This window comes from Chryseomicrobium sp. FSL W7-1435 (assembly GCF_038595005.1).
Taxonomy (GTDB): Bacteria; Bacillota; Bacilli; order Bacillales_A; family Planococcaceae; genus Chryseomicrobium.
Genome location: NZ_CP151997.1, coordinates 1,539,667 through 1,558,282, shown reverse-complemented (window position 1 = coordinate 1,558,282; position 18,616 = coordinate 1,539,667). Strand labels below are relative to the sequence as shown.

Genomic DNA, 18,616 nt, shown 5'->3' with positions numbered 1-18,616 from the left:
TTCCCCCTTTTTTTATCAGTTTACCTATAGATTTTAGAGTGCGTCAACTCACTTAACGCGAATTAACGGCCGCAATTGTTCAAGAGTCTTGTCTCCAATGCCGTCAACTTGATTCAAGTCATCTACGCTAGTGAAAGGAGTCGATTCTCTGAAAGTAATAATAGCTTGTGCTTTTGCAGGGCCAATTCCAGGCAACGTTTGAAGCGCATTTAAATCCGCTGAATTGATGTCGATGAGGCTCTGCTCTTGCGCTGACTCAATAGTCTCTTCGCCAATCGTCGGAATGTAAATCGAGTCTTCATCGGTCAACAAGGCCGCCTGATTGATTTGATTGCTATCACTATCTGGCAGCAATCCACCGGCAATTTCAATCAGGTTGACCAATCGACTAGCTGCTGGCATTTCATAAACACCTGGATTAGCAATAGCGCCTTTAATTTCAACTATTAGAGTTTGTGTTTCGGGTAAAGGGTTCTCTGCTTCTTGGGGATTGGATTCAGCAAGAGGTAGTAGTTCTGTTTGTTGCGAAGGTTGATTAAAAGAGATCAGTAGAAAAAGTAGAAGTAGTCCGGCACCGCCGATACTCAAAAAAAACTTAGGTGTTAAGTAGAAAGGTTTTGCATGAATAAAAAAGACCTCCCAAATTGGGGGAATCGCAGGAGTTAAACTCATCATACTGCAATCCCCTCCCATCGGAAAGGTTTATTTTTTGGCGTGGATAAAATGACGTAAGCCAAAGTGGTCTTCTCCAAAAATAGAATCTTCCACCGTGACGGTCGTAAAACCCGCTTGTTTTAACCACTGTATATACTTTTCAAGAGGAAATGTCCGCTGATAATGATGCTCTTCAAATCTCTCATAACGCTCATCTTCATTTTTCAAAAAAAATGTAATGTCATGGTACACAGAGTGACCCTCTTCACCAGCTTCCGTGCTCCACATATAAGCCACTTCTTCATCTTCGTAAATGAAGGGCCCTTGTAAATAAGCCTCAATTTTGGCGAGAGAATGCACATCGAAGAATAGGTGCCCCTCATTTTGTAACACGGAAAAAATGCGTTCAAATGTTTGTTGAACCTCTTCAGCATGTTGTAGATAGTTGAGGGAATCGATAGCGATAATCGCTACATCCACTGGCTCATCCGTAGCAAAGTCTGTCATAGAAACACAGTCAAAGTTCAGCTCAGCTTGCTCTTGTTGTGCTTTCTCTGAAGCTTGATCTAGCATCTCTTGAGACAAATCAACAGCTGTGACGTGTGCCCCCATATGAGCAAACGGGATGGACAATGTACCAGTTCCACAACCTAAATCTAGTAGCTGCTTCCCCTTCAAATTACCAACTTCATGGACAACCCATGCCAGATAGTTTTCATAAGGAATGTCCGCCATGAGTTCATCATAGACTTGCGCAAAACGGTTATACATTGTTACTCGGCTGCCAATTCAATAAACTCGATTGGTGCGTCGCCCCATAGGCGCTCAAGATTGTAATAGCTGCGCTCGTCGCGATGGAATACGTGAGCTACCACGTCACCTAGGTCAATTAGTACCCAACGTCCCTCATCATAGCCTTCCATACGTTTCACATAAATTTGCTGCTGATCTGCTTTGTCTTTAATTTCTTTGGCAATAGCTTGCACTTGACGGTCAGAGTTTGCATGACAAATGACAAAATAATCCGCAATTGGAGAGACACCTTGCATGTTTAGCACAACTATATCTTGTGCTTTTTTATCGTCAGCAGCTTGAGCTGCTAATTTCATTAGGTTTTCAGAATTCATTTTATCTTCCCTTTCTTATTTCCAACAATCATTGTAACAGGACAGTGAGTCGGGGTATACCGTTTGTTTTTGTTTTAGTAAATGTTGCAGCGTATGGCGAACTGCGAATTTCATCGCTAGTTCAAGGTCTTGATTGGCCAATTCTCGAAGTTTTTCTACTTTCGGAAATTGACGAGATGGCTCGATCATATCGGCAACGTAGATAATTTTTTCAAGTTTAGACATGCCAGCTCGGCCAGAAGTGTGATAATGAATGGCATTGCAAACATCCTCATCTTCTATCTGAAATTCTGTGCGTGCCACGACACTCCCCACCGGGCCGTGCCAAAGCTCCTGGTGAAAACCAAGTAACTGATCACCGAGTTGATGCTGACGAATTTGATCAGCCATCCATTCAGCATCAGCATATTTGCAAATATCATGAAGCAATCCAGCGAGTTCGGCCTTGTTGACATCTCCCCCGTACTTACGAGCAAGTTCCATTGCCGTATCAGCAACACCAATTGTATGCACATACCGCTTTTCTGTCATGCGAGAGCGAATTACCGGAAGAAGTTCAGCTCTAGTTAGCATAAAGTTCATTCCTTTCACAATAAGCTGCCACTTTTTCAGGAAGTAAAAAGCGAGTTGTCTCTCCGAGCGCTAAGCGCTCTCGAAGTTCAGTGGATGACACCTCTAACTGAGGGATTGACAACACGTTGATTGGATAATTCGTTTCCAAGCTATACCCCGGTCTGGGAACACCTATTAACTCAACGAGCTTTACTAACTGATCAATTTTATACCAGTCTGCTAGTTTTTCCACTTGATCGGCGCCAATGATGAAAGAATAGTGTGTCCCAGGATTTCTTGAGACAAGCTCTTGCAAGGTGTCAAATGTATAGGAAACACCTCCACGTTCTATTTCAAACGTTTCTACTTTTGAAGCAGGTAATTCCTCTGTCAAAAGTTCAACCATTGCGACTCGATGTGCATCTGTGACACGCGTCTCTTTTGCCTTAAATGGCGATTGAGCAGCCGGCATAAAATGAATTTCATCTAGTTGTAGAGCATTTTTCACTTCATTCGCTATTAATAGGTGACCAAAATGCGGCGGATTGAAAGTGCCACCTAACAGACCAATTTTTTTCATAACTTACGTTCTTGGCAAAAGAAGTTTTTTGCTTTTTTTGGATTCCTTGTACAAAACAATCGTAAGGCCGATTAACTGAACAAGTTCAGAACCTGTTTTCTTTGCTAGCTCTTCCGCCACTTCATTCTTATCCTCTTCACAATTTTGAAGAATAGAAATTTTAATTAATTCGCGTGCTTCAAGTGCTTCTTGAACACTTTTAATCAATTGTTCATTTACGCCACCTTTACCCACTTGAAAAATTGGTGACACATGGTGTGCTTCGCTACGTAAAAACTTTTTTTGTCTACTTGTTAACATGAGTTTCTCCTTTTTGACGAAAAATCGTCTCTCTTATTTCTTGCTGGTCCGGTTTGATCCCCGTCCATAATTCAAAGGCGAGGGCTCCTTGTCCGATTAGCATGGCCAATCCATTCATAGTGGCAGCCCCTTGCGCCTTTGCTTGTTGTAAAAACAGCGTTTCTGGTGGGGAGTAAATAATATCCACCGCCGTCATTTCACTGTTCCAATTGGTAAGCTCAACAGGTGTTTCAGTAGAGTCCATCCCAACAGAAGTTGTTTGAATGACGACTTCAAACTGAGACAAGTTTTCGTTCACTTTTGTAAGATCCAAAACAGATGTGCTGTACTGTTTGGCTAGTAGATCCATTTTATTAATCGACCGATTCGTGATAGTAATATTTTGGACATTGCGCTGGTGAAGTGCGGCTAAAATGCCTTTCGCTGCCCCACCTGCTCCTATAATCAATACTCGTGTCTCAGGAGTGAGTTGTGGAATGGAAGCTAAAAGCCCTAAACCATCAGTGTTGTAGCCTATCCACTTCTCCTGATCTCGTACGACCGTGTTGACGGCTCCAGCTGCCAGAGCAGACTCATCTAACACATCGAGAAAGGGAAGAATAGCTTCTTTAAATGGCACTGTCACATTAAACCCACTGCACCCCAATAATGCAAGTGAATCAACAGATTCCTTTAAGTGACTAGGTTCAACAAGGATTGGAACATACGAGGCATCGAGCTGGTGCGTTCGAAACCACTGCTCGTGCATCTTAGGCGAAATAGAATGATGAATGGGATTGCCAAGAACAGCGAACCATTTTTTCATATGATTAAATCAGTGACGGACGAACCATCACTGCAACTCCTTTTGGTACGTGGGCAGCCACTACTACATTTGCCGTCTGGCACGTAATCCAGCCAAGCCCTGAAAAGACGATATCTGTTTTCGCTGATTTAATCGAAAATTCATGACGAACTAACTCTGGATAGTTTTCAGCTGAGTCTTTACCAGGTGGAGACAATAACTCTCCTTTATGTTCAGCATACAACGCATCCGCATTCGAAAGCTTTGTACGATGAATCGTCAAATGATTGGATAGATGAGCCGTGAACGCAGACCGGTCTCCTTGAATAAAGTCAAAGCGAGCAAGCCCTCCAATAAAGAGCGTTTGCTCTGCATTCAATTGGTATACCTTAGGCTTAATTTCATTTTTCGGTAAAATTAGTTTGAGTTCAGATGGGTCAACGTAATGCGCCAGTTGATGGTGATTAATAATCCCTGGTGTATCGCAAATAAACTTCCCATCTTCTAATGGTATTTGAATCATGTCTAGTGTTGTTCCTGGGAATTGAGAAGTCGTAATGACTTGTTCTTCGCCAGTCGCTTGCTTGATGATTCGGTTGATAAATGTAGATTTCCCTACGTTAGTGGAACCAACTACATAAACATTCTCGCCGTCGCGCAGAGCGTCAATCGCATCCATAGCCTCTAACATACCTTGCCCTTTTGCTGCACTAACCAGTAAAATATCTGTTGTTTGCAACCCAAGAGATTTAGCTTCGCGCTTTAGCCAGTTAATCACTTTGTTTTTGTTGATAGACTTTGGCAGAAGATCTGCTTTATTGGCAATTAGTAATACTGGATTTTTACCGACAAAACGGTGCAATCCAGGCAACCAGCTTCCATTAAAATCGAAAATATCTACGATTTTTACAATCAGACCTTTTTGGTCACCAAGGCCATTTAATATTTTTAGGAAATCATCATCTGTTAATTCAACAGGTTGAATTTCATTGTAGTTTTTTAGTCGGAAACAGCGCTGACAAATAACCTCTTCCTTTTCGAGGCTTGATGCAGGTGCATAACCTAACTTAGTAGGATCCTCTGTTTGAATGGCCACGCCACAACCGATACATTGAATTTGTTCCATTAGGCTTCATCTCCCCACATAATATGTCCTTTGCGCTTTAAGTAGCTAAAAATACGTCGTTCTACAAGTCGGTTGAACCGCGTAAAGAAACCATCGGATTTAGCGACCGGGATCACTAAAATGGTATGGAGTTTCAACCGGTTGCCACCCAACACATCAGTGAGTAACTGGTCACCTATGACCACAACTTCATTACTTTTTAACCCCATCAAACGAAGGCCTGACAAAAAAGCCTTACGAAATGGCTTGCGTGCTTTGTAAATGAAAGGAATTTGCATCGGGTCAGCAAACGATTTTACTCGTAACTCATTGTTATTTGACACGATCGTTACTTGAATTCCAGCTTGCTGCATACCTGCAAACCATTCAATTAATTGCGGAGTTGCATCTGGACGATCCCATTCGACAAGTGTATTGTCTAGGTCCGTGATGATTCCTTTGATACCTTTTTCTTTTAGTTCCTGTGGTGTAATTTGAAAAACACTCTTCACGAATTGTGATGGAATAAAATTAGTTAACACGTGCTACACTCCACTCTATTGCTTACTCTTTCGTCATTATAGCATATCCCCAAGGGGCTCTCCTACTTGCACTTTTCGACCGGCCTGCATGTTTTCACGCCAGTTCACCGTATCTCTCTCTGTTAACAGAACTACAGTAGAGCCAAAGGCAAAATAAGCTACTTCTTGTCCTTTTGTCCATTTGGTGTCTGTTTCAAGAAGTTCGATTGTATTGACGAACATAGCCCCAACTTTTATCATAGCCAACTGCTTGTTGTCCCGTTCAAGTAAACTTACAATGCGATAGTTATCACTGATAGGCTTCTTCCCATAGGTCAAACCAAGTCGGTTAACGGGATAAGAAAACCCTCCTGAAGCATATTGCTCTGTTACTTCTGCAGACAAAGGAGCATGTATACGATGGTAATCAGCTGGACTTAAATACAGTACTGTATACTCTCCCCCAATAAATCGCTGGCTTATATCTTGTCTAACAACTAGGCGATCTACTGAGTACTCTTGGCCTTTCACTAAAAATGTTCCCTGTTCTGAAATGACCCCGTGTGATTCAATTTTTGCATCAACAGGGCTGACCAGGGATGTGGTAGAGGAATCTATTGGTCGAGCTGGTTGCAAAAGTTGACGTGTGAAAAAATCATGTAAAGAAGTGTATTCATGTTGTTTCTTAGAAGCGACAGTTGTATCAATTTGAAATGTCTTCTGAAACGAAGGAACAATAAATTTACTGACTGGAGACATGGTAAATCTTTTAAGTAACTGAGAAGTAGTCGGTCGATTTGTCAGCTCAATCATTCGCTGATAGATTTGCTTTTTCACTGAATTCGTTCCTTTCACTCTATCAATTTCCATCATTTTGGAGTATAATACTAGGATAAACTATACGTGAGGGGAAACCATATTGTTCTTTTTAGAATCTACAATTGAACGTTTGTCGCGGCTTAAAAGCCAGGCTGCTAACCTATTGACCATACTAAACCTGGCTTTTGGTGGCGCAGCAATCATGGTGACCATGAACGACCATTTTGCACTAGCCGTCCTATTTATTTTTATTGCTGGACTTTTAGATCGTTTTGACGGGATGACGGCCCGCAAATTAGGTATTGAATCCGAACTTGGAAAACAGCTAGATTCGATGAGTGATGTCATCTCATTTGGTATTGCACCTGCTCTACTAATCTATGCTTATGCAACGAACGAACTCGGTACAGTAGCAATGGTGAGTACCGTAATCTATATCGCATCTGGTGCATTTCGTCTTGCACGCTTTAATATTTCTGAAGCAAATGGCTTTTTTACAGGCTTGCCAATCACGGCTGCCGGTGTTGTACTAACACTTAGCTATTTTGCAGTGCCTTATGTATCACCAGTAGTCCACCTTTTCTTCATGTTGATGTTGTCCTTCATGATGATCTCTACATTCTCATTACGCAAGATATAACCCGCTCATTTGTAGCGGGTTTTGTTATGACTAGATAGACGTCCGCATATGCTCTTACAAGGAGGTAAACACATTCATTGGTTCTCCCTGTTGGTCAGCACCCTCGCGCACATTCCCCTAGCCCTTGGTTACATTAGAAGCCAGGCATTTGAACAACCACTTCCTCCAGAAAAAGAACAACAACTTTTCCAACAGATGCATACAGGTGATGTCCAAGCACGTCATTTGTTAATTGAACATAATATGCGTCTTGTTGCGCACATTGCGAAAAAATACACCTCTCGCCCAGATGATCTCGAAGACTATATATCCATCGGGTCCATCGGGTTATTGAAAGCCGTTAGCAGCTATACGCCTGATAAGAAGACGAAACTCTCCACTTATGCAGCCCGGTGCATCGAAAATGAAATACTGATGCATTTGCGAAAGATAAAAAAGCAAAAACAAGAGACATCGCTGCATGAACAAGTTGGTCAAGACATTGAAGGCGGTACATTGACACTCGCAGATTTGATTCCTAGCTCAGACCCACCAGTTGATGAACAGATGGCGTATAAAGAACTCACTCACCACTTATACGCTTGGTTGCACATCTTAGATGATCGTGAAGCTGAAATCATTCAACACCGCTACGGCCTCTTTCAATACACACCACTAACACAAGTAGCTTTAGCTGAAAAGTTAGGGATTTCAAGAAGCTATGTGTCACGCATTGAAAAGCGAGCCTTAGTAAAGCTCTATCAATTAATGAAAACGAAAACAACAGTAGAGTAATCTTATTAAAAAATGGCTGCACTTTAAGAGGAGTTGTCTCAGACCCTCGAGAAAGTGTCAGCCAATTTTTGTTGTTCTTTATAAACTGTTTACAACATGAAGAACTACTTGGGTCGAGTTTTTAGCAGCTGTCGGTAAAAATTCATCAAAGCTCATTGGTGATTCTTGGCCAGCAATGTCTGACAGTGCACGTATCACAACAAACGGCGTCTCAAATTGATGACACACTTGAGCCACTGCAGCTGCTTCCATTTCACAAGCAGCCATTGTTGGAAAATGCTCACGCGTTTCTTGTACGCGCTGTGGAATGTGCATAAACGAATCTCCTGTAGCAATCAATCCTGTTGCTGCATTTAAACCCACTGCTTGGATTGCTTCTTGTGCCTTTTCAATCAACAATGCATCTGCCGCAAAAGCCGCAGGCATTCCTGGGACTTGGCCCATTTCATAGCCAAAGGCACGGACATCCACGTCATGGTGTCGAACTTCAGTGGAAACTACGATGTCCCCCACTTTTAGAGAAGGGTCGTAGCCTCCCGCCGAACCTGTATTGATGACTACATCTGGGCGGTATTTTTCGAGCAAGATCGAAGTGGTCATAGCGGCATTCACTTTACCAATTCCACTTTTCACTAAAATCAACTCATGTCCCCCGTAATGACCTGAGGTAAATTCACTATTTGCAATGGTATCTGTAGTAGGTTCTGTTAAAGCTTCTCGTAAATGTTCTACTTCTTGCTCCATTGCACCAATGACTGCTATTTTCATGCCGATTCCTCCGTTATGGTAATTGGTTTAAGACGTCCATTTGAGTCGGTTTCCAACCTTGACCGTCAACCCACTCTAAATAGATACGGTATTTTTCTGTCTGATCTTTCGATGTGACTGTTCCGATTGATTTCTGCGGGGAACCGCCATTACCAACAAAAATTATATACATATTGTCTGCTGATAATCCAGATGCGTACTGTAGAGCTTTTATTTTTTCGTTCCAATCCACTGTCCCTTCAGTATAGCTAGACGCATGGGCGCCAGTCTGAGTTGTCCCAATCGGCTCCCAGTTAGGATTGGTAATGACTTCCTCTACAATCGGATCATCTGATGGTTCAGATACGATTTCTTCAGTTACAGGTTCTTCTGTATCTTCTTCATCTGTAGTGGCTGAGTCAGTTTCTTCTGAACTCGCTGCATTCTCTTCAGCCTCTGTATCTTCTTGTGCTTCACTACCTGTAATATCTTCTGATTCTACTTCTTGCTGCCCTTCATCTACACCCTCTTCTTCAGTAGCCTCTGTATCAGCAGGTTCCGGCTGAGCTGTTGTGTCATCATTTGAAGACAGTAAATTTACAAGTGTAATAATAATGAGTAGTCCAACTACAGCAATTAACGAATTGATGAGTAAGTTTGCTCGTTTCTTTTTTTTCATTTGTTCTGTTCGTGACATCTCTTGGTTCATCTAAAGCACTCCTTTACAATGAGTAAACCTCACCTCATCTTACTAGGAAAGTAAGTGAGAATCAACTGAGCACTCGGTTTTGTAAACAAAATGAAAACTGCCTGACAGCAAATTAGCTGCCAAGCAGTTCTAGATTGGTTTATGAAATTGATACGATTTTAACGTCCATTTCTCCACCAGGAGTCATGATTCTTACATTTTCTCCAATGGTACGGCCGAGTAGACCTCGAGCAATCGGAGAATCATTTGAAATCAAACCTTCAAGTGGATCAGCTTCTGCTGAGCCCACAATCGTGTAAGTCTCTTCATCGCCATCAGGAGTTTCGATAAATGTAACCGTTTTCCCTAATGAAACCTTGTCATCATTTACATCTTCTTCGATCATGACCGAGTTGCGAATCATTGATTCCAATAAAGAAATGCGCCCTTCAACGAAAGCTTGGTCTTCTTTAGCTGCATCGTATTCAGAGTTCTCGGATAAATCACCAAAATCACGTGCCACTTTAATGCGCTCTACTACTTCTTTGCGCTTAACGTTTTTTAATAGATCTAATTCGTCCTCTAACTTTTGCTTACCAGCAAGCGTCATTGGATATTGTTTTTCATTAACCAATCCCATACACTCCTTTAGTCTTTAGCCACTCGTATCATCATATTATACAATTCCATTACTTTCAAGAATAGCCTTAATTTTCGTAACCATTAAATCAATTGCTACTTCATTTTGGCCGCCCTCTGGAATGATGACATCTGCATAGCGTTTAGTTGGTTCAATAAATTGATTGTGCATTGGTCGAACAACATTTAAGTATTGCTCCACAACAGACTCTACTGTGCGTCCACGTTCACTGATATCTCGTAAAATACGACGAATGATGCGTAAATCAGCATCGGTATCCACATATAACTTAATATTCATCAAGTCGCGTAATCGTGCGTCTTCTAGAACTAGAATACCTTCTAATATGATAACGTCTTTTGGATCAATAACAATTGATTCATCTGAACGAGTATGACGCGCATAATCATAAACAGGCTTTTCAATTCCCTTGCGCTCTAGTAAGAGATTGACATGCTCAATCAATAAATCGTTGTCAAATGCCAACGGGTGATCATAATTGGTCTGAAGACGTTCCTCGTATTCAAGATGCGATTGATCTTTATAGTAAAAGTCTTGCTGAATCACTACTACTGAATGATCTTTAAAAGCATCATAAATGGCATTTGTAACACTTGTCTTTCCAGAACCGGAACCGCCAGCAATTCCGATAACTAATGGTCTTTTCAATCTACTAACCTCTTCCGCATCATATTATTCGGGTATACCTTGATAGGGCAATGAAAGTGAATAATCTGCAACGGGTGCCGCGCAGTCTCTAGCTCATTTCCTTTACTATCATAAATCTCAGGTACAAGTAATTTAACATTGTTTATTTGTGGACCGAAGAACTCGATCTCATCACCTGGCTTAAAATAATTGCGCTGCTCAAGTGTCACAATCTGAGTGGTATCGTTATAGTCTAACACAAGACCTGCAAAATCGTGCGTAACTTTACGACTATGTTCACCAAATAGTTGTTGTTCATAGCCTGGCTCTCCTTCAAAGAATGCAGGAGCCGATGGGCGATTGGCACATTTATCGAGCTCGTAAAGCCATTCTGGATCCATCTTAAAGTTATCAGGATCTTGGCAATAGGCATCTATTACTTTGCGGTAGACTTGGACTACCGTAGCAACATAATGAATGGATTTCATTCGGCCTTCGATTTTCAAAGAGTCAATTCCCAACTCAATCATACGCGGGATGGCTTCTAGTAATTTTAAATCCTTGGGACTCATTGCAAAAGGTGTTTCAGTATCAGCAAAAACGGGCTGCTCTCCCTGTTCTGACTGACTAAACAGCGTGTAATCCCACCTGCAGGATTGACAACAGCCCCCACGATTCGAGTCGCGTGCTGTCATATGATTAGAGAGTGTACAGCGACCGCTATAAGCAATGCACATAGCCCCGTGAATAAAGGCTTCAATCTCGATATCCACTTTTTCTTTCATGAGTGCTATCTCTTCTGCTGTGGTTTCTCTCGCCAGAACGACTCGATCCAGTCCTTCTGCCTTCCAATAATCGACTGCTTTCCAATTCGATAAAGACTGCTGCGTGCTGAGGTGGAGTTCCAGTTTTGGAGCATATTCTCGACAAGTTTCGATAATTAACGGGTCTGCTACGATAATACCGGTCACTCCTGCACCCTCGACAGCTTGTAAATACTCAATTAGGCCTTCCCAGTTCTCATTATGGGCAAAAATGTTTGTTGTGACATAAATTTTCGCGCCAAAACGACTCGCAAATTCAACGCCTTGTCTCATTTCATCAATGGTGAAATTGCCTGCATTTGAACGCAATCCATATTCTTGCCCACCTATGAAAACAGCATCTGCACCGTATTCGACAGCAATCTTTAATTTTTCCAAGTTACCGGCTGGAGCAAGCAATTCTGGTTTTTTTGTAATCACCCGTTTGCCATCGATGATTTGACTAATTTTATCTGCAACTGCTGGCATGTAGATCTTTCCCCCTCTTAATAGACTGATTCCTTGAAGAAAAATCCTGTGTCAAGAGGCCTGTGCTTTGGTTGGAGTTCTTCAATCGCCTTAAATAAGTTGTTCTTTTCTGTGCGGTATTCCTTTGGAGAGCTTGCATACAGTTCCATGGCTTGCTTGTAAAGACGAGTCACTTCTAGAGTGTATGTATCTTCTTGAAAAATTCCCTCTACTCGAATAGCATCAATACCTGCTTCTAGCAATTCTTCCAGTTCATCAATCATGCACATGTCGTTCGGTGAAAAGATATGTGTGCCGTTGCCATCTTCATAGATGGGATAGCGATTATCGCGTTCTTTGTCATAGAGAACCATAGAGCCTTGGGCATCGCGCCCCTCAACTTGCAAAGCTTTTCCTTGGTATAAATAATAGTGACCTAACAACGGTCTCTTTGATTGAAACATACACGTCATCCCATGAACTTGTACTTCCACTTGGACGTCTGCATTTTCTTTGATTTCAATTAGTTCATCCATGCTGAGTTCCCGCGCCAAATAAGCGCGGCTAGCGCCACGTTCTCCCCAGTAGTTTGCTGTGAAATAATTGGTGGCTGTCTGTTCCGTATTCCAAAAGAGTGGAACCTCATTGCCTATTTCACGATGGGTCATGATAACGGCTGGATCACCAAAATAAATACCATCTACATGATAGTCGTTCAAGGCTTTCATATAAGGTGCTAGCGCCTCTACACGGTCGTTATGATAAAGAGCATTCATTGCCACATATACTTTTTTATTTTGCTTGTGAGCAGTTGTTGTCAAAGTAGCAATTTCTTCTAAGGAGAACTCTCCTGCTAATCGAAGCCCAAATTTTTGTTCACCCACCAAAACCGCATCTGCTCCTGCATCAAAAAGTGCCAGTGCATGTGCGGCGTTTTTTGGCGTCACAATTAACTCAGTTGTCATTACTTTCACCTCTTTTTACTTACTAACAAACCGTCTCCAATAGGATAAAAATGGCTTTCGTATTGCTGGTTATTGCGCAATTGCTCCGCAAATAAATGCAATTTACGTACCATTGTTCGTTTTCTTCTCGGCACTTCTTCAATTGGAACTGTTGTTAATCCGTTCAAGAAAATATTGTCGCTATAAATGACACCACCTGTTTTTACTAAAGGTGCGTAGCGATCAAAGAACTGTTGATATTGGCCTTTAGCCGCATCTATAAAGAGTGCATCGTAATGAGCTAATGGCAGACTGTGAGGATCAAAAGTCAGGGCATCAGCTTGAAAGATAGTGACTTGATCTTTAAAGTCACTTCGACGAATATAGTCAGTTGCTTTTAAAAAGCGGTCCTCATCGCGCTCAAGAGTCGCTATTTGTCGCGTGGGACTGAGTGCCGCCATGCGCAAGGCTGAATAACCGATAGCTGACCCTATCTCCAGTACCGACTCTGCATTTTGAATAGACAGGAGGTGAAGCAATGTGTCCATTCCTTCTGGTCTCATTATCGGAATATGATGAGCTTCAGCATAGTGCTCCATTTCATGAAAAAACGCTGTTCGTTCTGAGCTGAACAGCTGTTGGATGTCGTTCGTTGTCATAGATTGTCCCTCTTTCTACGAGGCTGTTTCAAAAAGTCACCTGTAATCATATCATTAGATTTTCCCGTTGGGCAAGCCTTTGCATAAAATGTCAACAGTTGCTCACAACTAAAAAACTATCCCCGAAACAAAGGGGATAGTTGACCTTAACGTAAATATTCTTGAATGTTCGCCAAGTGTTCATCGTAGGTGACAGCAAAGTGATTCGTCCCTGAAGGATCAGCTAAGAAATACAGATACTCAGAAGTGGATGGATCCATCGCCGCTTCTAGAGATACTTTTCCAGCTCCTGAGATCGGTCCAGGTGGTAAGCCTTGATTGATATAGGTGTTGTAAGGATCTTGAACTTCTAAATCTGCATAGAGTACACGATCCTTATGTTCACCTAAAGCATAAAGAACTGTAGGATCCGTTTGAAGTGGCATGTCGATTGCCAAGCGGTTATTAAACACCGAAGCAATGGTCTTGCGGTCTGTTTGAGCAGTTGCTTCTTCTTCCAATAAGGACGCAAATGTTAGTAACCAGTGAACAGACTTTCCTTGGTCCGTTAAAATCTGACGATACGGCTGCACATTATCTTGTGTCCCTTGCAGCATTGTAAAAGCTATCGTCTCCATAGAAGGAGCCTCTTCATAGAACGGATAGGTTGCCGGATACAAATAACCCTCTAACGCATAACGAACGTTTTCAGCTAAAATTTCATCCGTTAGTAAGTCTGGGTATTGTTGGCGAGCCAATTGCACAAACTCTTCGCTTGTCACTAAATTAAAGAAGTCTTCTGCAGAATGATTGGTTCTGCTGGCGATGACATCGGCAATTTGTTCTAACGTTAAGCCTTCTGGAATGTTCATCGTAAAGACAGGTTCTCTATAGATTCGACCAGATTTAAGACTTTCAATAAGCTCGTCTAATGTCATAGATTGCGTCAATGTATAATCACCGGCTTGAAAATCCGACTCATTTTTAAACTTGACGTAATATTTAAAAATACGTGCATCTCGAATTACGTTGTTGTCTTCAAGTGTTTGAGAAATCGTATCGATTCCTGATCCAATCGGGATTGTCACAGCAATTGGTTCATCGTTGCTGTCGTCGTAAGGGGCTAGGCCTCCTGTGACATAGTTATAGGCAGAATAACCGCCAATCCCCACAACAACTAGAAGGATTAACACTATTGCAAGTACGATTCGTCGCACGATTTTCACTTCTTTCTTTTTTTCTTTCATTTTTTCAAACATAATCTCTTTTTTCGAGCCTTTTTCCAATTGGGCTTCCCCCTTTATCTTCAAATAGTATACTAGAAAAGTCGCAGGGACGTCCACACATGAAAAAACCGTCCCTACTATAAAGGGACGGCAAATAGTGTCTTATTGTTCTTGGATACCGTAATCGTCGTCTTCTTGCTCGTCCATGAACGCGCCAAGTGTTTCTTCGATCATATCCCACTCTTCTTCTGTTTCGATTGGAAGTAATTCTCCGTCTGTTCCATCTTCAGAAGGAACGAATGAAGATGCATGAATTTCAATCTCTTCATTTTCATCCTCAGCGTCAGCACCTACTGGGTAGTACAAAACGTATGACTTGCCAAACTCTTCAGATTCAAACGTTAAAAGTACGTTGCAAAGTTGCTCATTGCCGCTTTCATCTACGATTGTGATATGCTCTTGTCCGTGTTCCATTTCACTTCACCTCATCTGTTTTTACTGTCTAGATACCCTTGTAGTATCATAACAGCCGCCATCTTATCAATGACTAGCTTACGCTTCTTACGACTAACATCTGCATCGATTAACATACGATCTGCAGCCATTGTTGTGAGACGTTCATCCCACAACACGATTGGAAGATTGAATGTATCTTGTATCAACTGAGCAAAACGTTCACTTGCCTCAGCACGAGGTCCAATCGTATTATTCATATTCTTCGGATAGCCGATGACAACCTCGGTCACAGTATACTCTTGAATCAATTCTGCTAGACGCTTCAAGCCGAATTCTCCATTTTCTTCGTGAATTTTGATTGTCTCGATTCCTTGTGCGGTCCAGCCGAGGGCGTCACTAATAGCAACACCAACCGTGCGTGTCCCAACATCTAAACCCATTTTACGCATCTTTGCCCTCTTGTGTATGTCGAATGTAAAATTTAACAAGCTCTTCCAGAATTTCATCACGCTCTAATTTGCGGATGACGTTTCGGGCGTCTTGATGGCGTGGGATGTAAGCAGGATCTCCTGAAAGCAAGTAGCCAACGATCTGGTTAACAGCGTTGTACCCTTTCTCTTCCAGCGCGTCGTGCACATGTACCATGACATGTTTGACTTCCTCTTCCATCGATTCATCTTGTACGTTGAATTTCATTGTTTTGTCAAAGGAATCCATTGTTACCAACACCCTTCCTGTCCAACTCATGGAACTGTAGTTCTAGTATACCCCATGACTGAAAAAGAAGGAACTTATTTCACTAGTTCGTCAACTGATTTCAGTGCTTCTTCTAACTTAGATCCGTCTTTCGCCCCCGCCATCGCGAAGTCTGGACGACCGCCACCTTTACCGCCACATTGTTCGGCAACATGTTTAGCAAGGTTCCCTGCATGTGCACGCTCTCCTGCAAGATCTTTTGTAACACCTGCTGCAATCATTACTTTTTCACCTGCTACAGCGCCAAGAACAACTACACCAGAACCTAATTTTTGTTTCAGATCGTCCACTAACTGACGAAGCTGATTGTTGTCCTGCGCTTCAACTTTTGCGGTGAGGACAGAGATGCCATTGACGTCATGTGCAGCTGCAACCAGATCACCTGCTTGATTGCTAGAAAGTTTAGCAGACAGTGAAGTATTTTCTTTTTGCAATTGTTTCAGCTCTGCTAGAAGTGCTTCTGTTTTCGCAACAATTTCACGTGGTTGTGCTTTTAATAGGGAAGCAGCTTGTGCTAAACGCGCCTCTTCTTCTTTCATAAGCTCATAAGCCGATTGACCAGTAACTGCCTCGATACGACGTGTTCCTGCGCCAATTCCACCTTCTGATACAATCTTGAAGACGCCAATCTCAGCAGTTGTGCTTACGTGACAACCTCCGCACAACTCTAAAGAATAGTCGCCCATTTCTACAACGCGAACGATATCTCCGTATTTTTCACCGAATAGCGCCATAGCGCCACGTTGTTTTGCTTCGTCAATTGAATGGAAACCAGTGACAACTGGTGTGGATGCCCAAATTTTTTCGTTAACGATTCGTTCTACTTGTTCAAGTTCTTCTTTCGTCGCCTGACCAAAGTGAGAGAAATCAAATCGTAAACGATCTGGACCTACATAAGAACCAGCTTGATTGACGTGAGTACCTAAAATATCTTTAAGTGCTTGATGTAACAAATGAGTTGCTGAGTGATTTTTAATTGTTTTCGAACGGAGCTCAGCATCGACTTGCGCTGTTACGTCCATTCCAACATGTAGCTCACCCGATTCAATCACGACAGAGTGCAAATTCTGACCATTCGGAGCTTTTTGAACATCTTTTACACGGCCCGAGAAATGATCGTTTGAAACAGTCCCGATATCTGCAATTTGTCCACCACTCTCTGCATAGAAAGGTGTGCGATCCAGGACGATTTTCACTTCGTCACCTTCAGTAGCAGTCTCCACTTTTACAGCACCGATGATCAATGTTGTCACTTTTCCTACTGTCTTTAATTGGTCATACCCCATGAACTCGCTGTCGTCTTGAATCGAAGCAAATACCTCAGATTGAACTTGCATCGAATCTACGTTTTGGCGAGCTGCACGAGCACGCGTACGTTGGCCATCCATAGCAGAATCAAACCCTTGACGGTCAATCGTCATGTTCGCCTCTTCTGCAAATTCTTCTGTTAATTCAACCGGGAAACCATACGTATCATACAATGTAAATACAGTTGTACCAGGGACTACAGTAGACCCTTGTGCTTTTTGCTCTTCAACTGCACGAGATAAGATGCTCAATCCATCTGCAAGTGTTTCATGGAAGCGTTCTTCTTCAGTCTTAATGACACGCATGATAAAAGCTTCTTTTTGCTTCACTTCAGGATAGAATACTTCCATTAGTTCACCGACAACTGGTACTAGCTCAAATAGGAATGGTTTTTCCACGCCTAACTGTTTTGCAAATCTAACAGCACGTCGAAGCAAGCGGCGTAATACGTACCCACGTCCTTCGTTTGAAGGAAGTGCACCGTCACCAATGGCAAATGCTACCGTACGGATGTGGTCAGCGATTACTTTGAATGCTACATCTTTGTCTTTAGACTCGCCGTACTTTTGTCCTGAGATTTGTTGCGTCTGCTCAATAATTGGCATGAACAAGTCTGTATCAAAATTTGTAGGAACGTCTTGAACGACTGATGCCATACGCTCAAGCCCCATCCCTGTATCAATGTTTTGTTTTGGTAGAGGTGTGTAAGTATGGTCTGGATTGTGATTGAATTGAGAGAACACCAAGTTCCAAATCTCTAAATACCGTTCATTTTCCCCACCTGGGTACAATTCTGGATCGTTTAGATCGTTCCCATATTTTTCTCCACGGTCATAGAAAATTTCTGAGTTTGGACCACTTGGGCCTTCACCGATATCCCAGAAGTTACCTTCTAATCGAATAATACGTGATTCCGGAATACCTACTTCTTCTTTCCAGATTGTGTATGCTTCTTCATCTTCCGGATGAACGGTAACAGAAAGTAACTCTGGGTCAAAGCCCATCCACTTTTTGTCCGTCAAAAATTCCCATGCAAAATGAATGGCTTCTTTTTTGAAGTAGTCCCCAATTGAAAAATTCCCAAGCATTTCAAAGAAAGTATGGTGACGCGCTGTCTTCCCTACATTTTCAATGTCATTTGTGCGAATCGATTTTTGTGCATTTGTAATACGTGGATTTTGAGGAATCACACGACCATCAAAATATTTCTTTAGCGTAGCAACGCCAGAATTGATCCAAAGTAGTGACGGGTCATTGATAGGAACCAAAGGCGCACTTGGCTCTACCTGGTGACCTTTTTCAATAAAAAATTCTAGATACAATTGACGAATCTCGTTACCAGTTAATTGTTTCATGTTGTATTCCTCCTTGTATTTTCCAGATAAAAAAAAGAAAAAGCCCTCATCCCCAAAGGGACGAAAGCTTTGCATTCGCGGTA

Annotated in this window: 24 protein-coding genes; 2 read left to right on the top strand and 22 right to left on the bottom strand. The window is 42.1% G+C overall.

Features of this window, described 5'->3' with window-relative positions:
- Positions 1–48: 48 nt before the first annotated feature.
- The 10 genes from MKY84_RS07880 to MKY84_RS07835 are packed head-to-tail and all read right to left on the bottom strand — an operon-like array spanning position 49 to position 6,460.
- Positions 49–675 (bottom strand): ComEA family DNA-binding protein, encoded by a 627-nt coding sequence (locus tag MKY84_RS07880; protein ID WP_342525361.1) that lies wholly within the window; start codon positions 673–675, stop codon positions 49–51.
- A 27-nt stretch (positions 676–702) separates the two neighbouring features.
- Positions 703–1,425, bottom strand: coding sequence for a methyltransferase domain-containing protein (locus MKY84_RS07875; protein ID WP_342525359.1), 723 nt, complete (start codon positions 1,423–1,425; stop codon positions 703–705).
- A 2-nt stretch (positions 1,426–1,427) separates the two neighbouring features.
- The gene (gene rsfS / locus MKY84_RS07870; RefSeq protein WP_342525356.1) at positions 1,428–1,781 is read right to left on the bottom strand and encodes a ribosome silencing factor; all 354 of its coding nucleotides are present in this window, start codon (positions 1,779–1,781) and stop codon (positions 1,428–1,430) included.
- Positions 1,782–1,796: 15 nt separating this feature from the next.
- Positions 1,797–2,354, bottom strand: a complete 558-nt coding sequence (yqeK, locus tag MKY84_RS07865) for a bis(5'-nucleosyl)-tetraphosphatase (symmetrical) YqeK (RefSeq protein WP_342525355.1) — start codon at positions 2,352–2,354, stop codon at positions 1,797–1,799.
- Positions 2,344–2,913 (bottom strand): nicotinate-nucleotide adenylyltransferase, encoded by a 570-nt coding sequence (locus MKY84_RS07860; RefSeq protein ID WP_342525353.1) that lies wholly within the window; start codon positions 2,911–2,913, stop codon positions 2,344–2,346. The genes yqeK and MKY84_RS07860 overlap by 11 nt, the downstream gene beginning before the upstream one ends.
- A gap of 3 nt (positions 2,914–2,916) precedes the next feature.
- Positions 2,917–3,213: a ribosome assembly RNA-binding protein YhbY gene (yhbY, locus tag MKY84_RS07855; RefSeq protein WP_342525352.1), complete on the bottom strand. Its 297-nt coding sequence runs from the start codon at positions 3,211–3,213 to the stop codon at positions 2,917–2,919.
- Positions 3,200–4,018 (bottom strand): shikimate dehydrogenase, encoded by an 819-nt coding sequence (gene aroE / locus MKY84_RS07850; RefSeq protein WP_342525351.1) that lies wholly within the window; start codon positions 4,016–4,018, stop codon positions 3,200–3,202. Before aroE ends, yhbY begins: the two co-directional genes overlap by 14 nt.
- Positions 4,019–4,022: 4 nt before the next feature.
- Positions 4,023–5,123 (bottom strand): ribosome biogenesis GTPase YqeH, encoded by a 1,101-nt coding sequence (gene yqeH, locus MKY84_RS07845; RefSeq protein ID WP_342525350.1) that lies wholly within the window; start codon positions 5,121–5,123, stop codon positions 4,023–4,025.
- The gene (locus MKY84_RS07840; RefSeq protein ID WP_342525349.1) at positions 5,123–5,644 is read right to left on the bottom strand and encodes a YqeG family HAD IIIA-type phosphatase; all 522 of its coding nucleotides are present in this window, start codon (positions 5,642–5,644) and stop codon (positions 5,123–5,125) included. Before MKY84_RS07840 ends, yqeH begins: the two co-directional genes overlap by 1 nt.
- Positions 5,645–5,680: 36 nt before the next feature.
- Positions 5,681–6,460 (bottom strand): phosphatidylserine decarboxylase, encoded by a 780-nt coding sequence (locus tag MKY84_RS07835; RefSeq protein WP_342525347.1) that lies wholly within the window; start codon positions 6,458–6,460, stop codon positions 5,681–5,683.
- Between the two features lie 82 nt (positions 6,461–6,542).
- On the opposite strand from MKY84_RS07835, the gene pssA reads away from it, so the two are divergent.
- Together pssA and sigK are read left to right on the top strand one after the other, a co-directional pair.
- The gene (gene pssA / locus MKY84_RS07830; protein WP_342525345.1) at positions 6,543–7,082 is read left to right on the top strand and encodes a CDP-diacylglycerol--serine O-phosphatidyltransferase; all 540 of its coding nucleotides are present in this window, start codon (positions 6,543–6,545) and stop codon (positions 7,080–7,082) included.
- 48 nt (positions 7,083–7,130) lie between these two features.
- On the top strand, positions 7,131–7,856 hold the full coding sequence (sigK, locus tag MKY84_RS07825) for an RNA polymerase sporulation sigma factor SigK (RefSeq protein WP_342525343.1): 726 nt from the start codon (positions 7,131–7,133) through the stop codon (positions 7,854–7,856).
- Between the two features lie 78 nt (positions 7,857–7,934).
- Here the strand turns inward: sigK and mtnN are convergent, their stop codons facing one another.
- The 12 genes from mtnN to alaS all read right to left on the bottom strand — a co-directional run bounded on the left by mtnN (position 7,935) and on the right by alaS (position 18,533).
- A complete protein-coding gene (gene mtnN / locus MKY84_RS07820; RefSeq protein WP_342525340.1) occupies positions 7,935–8,624 on the bottom strand; it encodes a 5'-methylthioadenosine/S-adenosylhomocysteine nucleosidase in 690 nt (229 codons plus the stop codon).
- Positions 8,625–8,637: 13 nt separating this feature from the next.
- Positions 8,638–9,312, bottom strand: coding sequence for a DUF1510 family protein (locus MKY84_RS07815; RefSeq protein WP_342525338.1), 675 nt, complete (start codon positions 9,310–9,312; stop codon positions 8,638–8,640).
- Between the two features lie 139 nt (positions 9,313–9,451).
- Entirely contained in the window at positions 9,452–9,925 is a 474-nt protein-coding gene (gene greA, locus MKY84_RS07810; RefSeq protein WP_342525337.1) for a transcription elongation factor GreA, read from the bottom strand.
- Between the two features lie 42 nt (positions 9,926–9,967).
- Positions 9,968–10,600: a uridine kinase gene (udk, locus tag MKY84_RS07805; protein ID WP_342525336.1), complete on the bottom strand. Its 633-nt coding sequence runs from the start codon at positions 10,598–10,600 to the stop codon at positions 9,968–9,970.
- On the bottom strand, positions 10,597–11,871 hold the full coding sequence (locus tag MKY84_RS07800) for a U32 family peptidase (protein WP_342525335.1): 1,275 nt from the start codon (positions 11,869–11,871) through the stop codon (positions 10,597–10,599). The genes udk and MKY84_RS07800 overlap by 4 nt, the downstream gene beginning before the upstream one ends.
- Positions 11,872–11,888: 17 nt before the next feature.
- A complete protein-coding gene (locus MKY84_RS07795) occupies positions 11,889–12,815 on the bottom strand; it encodes a peptidase U32 family protein (RefSeq protein ID WP_342525333.1) in 927 nt (308 codons plus the stop codon).
- Between the two features lie 5 nt (positions 12,816–12,820).
- Positions 12,821–13,453 carry an O-methyltransferase gene (locus tag MKY84_RS07790; protein ID WP_342525331.1) on the bottom strand — a complete coding sequence of 211 codons (633 nt, stop codon included), beginning with the start codon at positions 13,451–13,453 and terminating at the stop codon, positions 12,821–12,823.
- A gap of 146 nt (positions 13,454–13,599) precedes the next feature.
- Positions 13,600–14,718 carry an endolytic transglycosylase MltG gene (mltG, locus tag MKY84_RS07785; protein WP_342525329.1) on the bottom strand — a complete coding sequence of 373 codons (1,119 nt, stop codon included), beginning with the start codon at positions 14,716–14,718 and terminating at the stop codon, positions 13,600–13,602.
- A 102-nt stretch (positions 14,719–14,820) separates the two neighbouring features.
- Complete coding sequence (locus MKY84_RS07780; RefSeq protein ID WP_342525327.1) at positions 14,821–15,132, bottom strand: DUF1292 domain-containing protein; 312 nt, start codon at positions 15,130–15,132, stop codon at positions 14,821–14,823.
- An 11-nt stretch (positions 15,133–15,143) separates the two neighbouring features.
- On the bottom strand, positions 15,144–15,563 hold the full coding sequence (gene ruvX / locus MKY84_RS07775) for a Holliday junction resolvase RuvX (protein ID WP_342525325.1): 420 nt from the start codon (positions 15,561–15,563) through the stop codon (positions 15,144–15,146).
- Positions 15,556–15,831: an IreB family regulatory phosphoprotein gene (locus MKY84_RS07770; RefSeq protein WP_342525324.1), complete on the bottom strand. Its 276-nt coding sequence runs from the start codon at positions 15,829–15,831 to the stop codon at positions 15,556–15,558. The genes ruvX and MKY84_RS07770 overlap by 8 nt, the downstream gene beginning before the upstream one ends.
- 74 nt (positions 15,832–15,905) lie before the next feature.
- Complete coding sequence (gene alaS, locus MKY84_RS07765) at positions 15,906–18,533, bottom strand: alanine--tRNA ligase (protein WP_342525323.1); 2,628 nt, start codon at positions 18,531–18,533, stop codon at positions 15,906–15,908.
- Positions 18,534–18,616 lie beyond the last annotated feature (83 nt).

What these genes read in the sequence shown, in the direction of transcription:
- MKY84_RS07880 (WP_342525361.1), bottom strand. Translation starts at nt 675, where the DNA reads ATGATGAGTTTAACTCCTGCGATTCCCCCAATTTGGGAGGTCTTTTTT.
- MKY84_RS07875 (WP_342525359.1), bottom strand. Translation starts at nt 1,425, where the DNA reads ATGTATAACCGTTTTGCGCAAGTCTATGATGAACTCATGGCGGACATT.
- rsfS (WP_342525356.1), bottom strand. Translation starts at nt 1,781, where the DNA reads ATGAATTCTGAAAACCTAATGAAATTAGCAGCTCAAGCTGCTGACGAT.
- yqeK (WP_342525355.1), bottom strand. Translation starts at nt 2,354, where the DNA reads ATGCTAACTAGAGCTGAACTTCTTCCGGTAATTCGCTCTCGCATGACA.
- MKY84_RS07860 (WP_342525353.1), bottom strand. Translation starts at nt 2,913, where the DNA reads ATGAAAAAAATTGGTCTGTTAGGTGGCACTTTCAATCCGCCGCATTTT.
- yhbY (WP_342525352.1), bottom strand. Translation starts at nt 3,213, where the DNA reads ATGTTAACAAGTAGACAAAAAAAGTTTTTACGTAGCGAAGCACACCAT.
- aroE (WP_342525351.1), bottom strand. Translation starts at nt 4,018, where the DNA reads ATGAAAAAATGGTTCGCTGTTCTTGGCAATCCCATTCATCATTCTATT.
- yqeH (WP_342525350.1), bottom strand. Translation starts at nt 5,123, where the DNA reads ATGGAACAAATTCAATGTATCGGTTGTGGCGTGGCCATTCAAACAGAG.
- sigK (WP_342525343.1), top strand. Translation starts at nt 7,131, where the DNA reads ATGCTCTTACAAGGAGGTAAACACATTCATTGGTTCTCCCTGTTGGTC.
- mtnN (WP_342525340.1), bottom strand. Translation starts at nt 8,624, where the DNA reads ATGAAAATAGCAGTCATTGGTGCAATGGAGCAAGAAGTAGAACATTTA.
- MKY84_RS07815 (WP_342525338.1), bottom strand. Translation starts at nt 9,312, where the DNA reads ATGAACCAAGAGATGTCACGAACAGAACAAATGAAAAAAAAGAAACGA.
- MKY84_RS07800 (WP_342525335.1), bottom strand. Translation starts at nt 11,871, where the DNA reads ATGCCAGCAGTTGCAGATAAAATTAGTCAAATCATCGATGGCAAACGG.
- MKY84_RS07795 (WP_342525333.1), bottom strand. Translation starts at nt 12,815, where the DNA reads ATGACAACTGAGTTAATTGTGACGCCAAAAAACGCCGCACATGCACTG.
- MKY84_RS07790 (WP_342525331.1), bottom strand. Translation starts at nt 13,453, where the DNA reads ATGACAACGAACGACATCCAACAGCTGTTCAGCTCAGAACGAACAGCG.
- MKY84_RS07780 (WP_342525327.1), bottom strand. Translation starts at nt 15,132, where the DNA reads ATGGAACACGGACAAGAGCATATCACAATCGTAGATGAAAGCGGCAAT.
- ruvX (WP_342525325.1), bottom strand. Translation starts at nt 15,563, where the DNA reads ATGCGTAAAATGGGTTTAGATGTTGGGACACGCACGGTTGGTGTTGCT.
- MKY84_RS07770 (WP_342525324.1), bottom strand. Translation starts at nt 15,831, where the DNA reads ATGGATTCCTTTGACAAAACAATGAAATTCAACGTACAAGATGAATCG.
- alaS (WP_342525323.1), bottom strand. Translation starts at nt 18,533, where the DNA reads ATGAAACAATTAACTGGTAACGAGATTCGTCAATTGTATCTAGAATTT.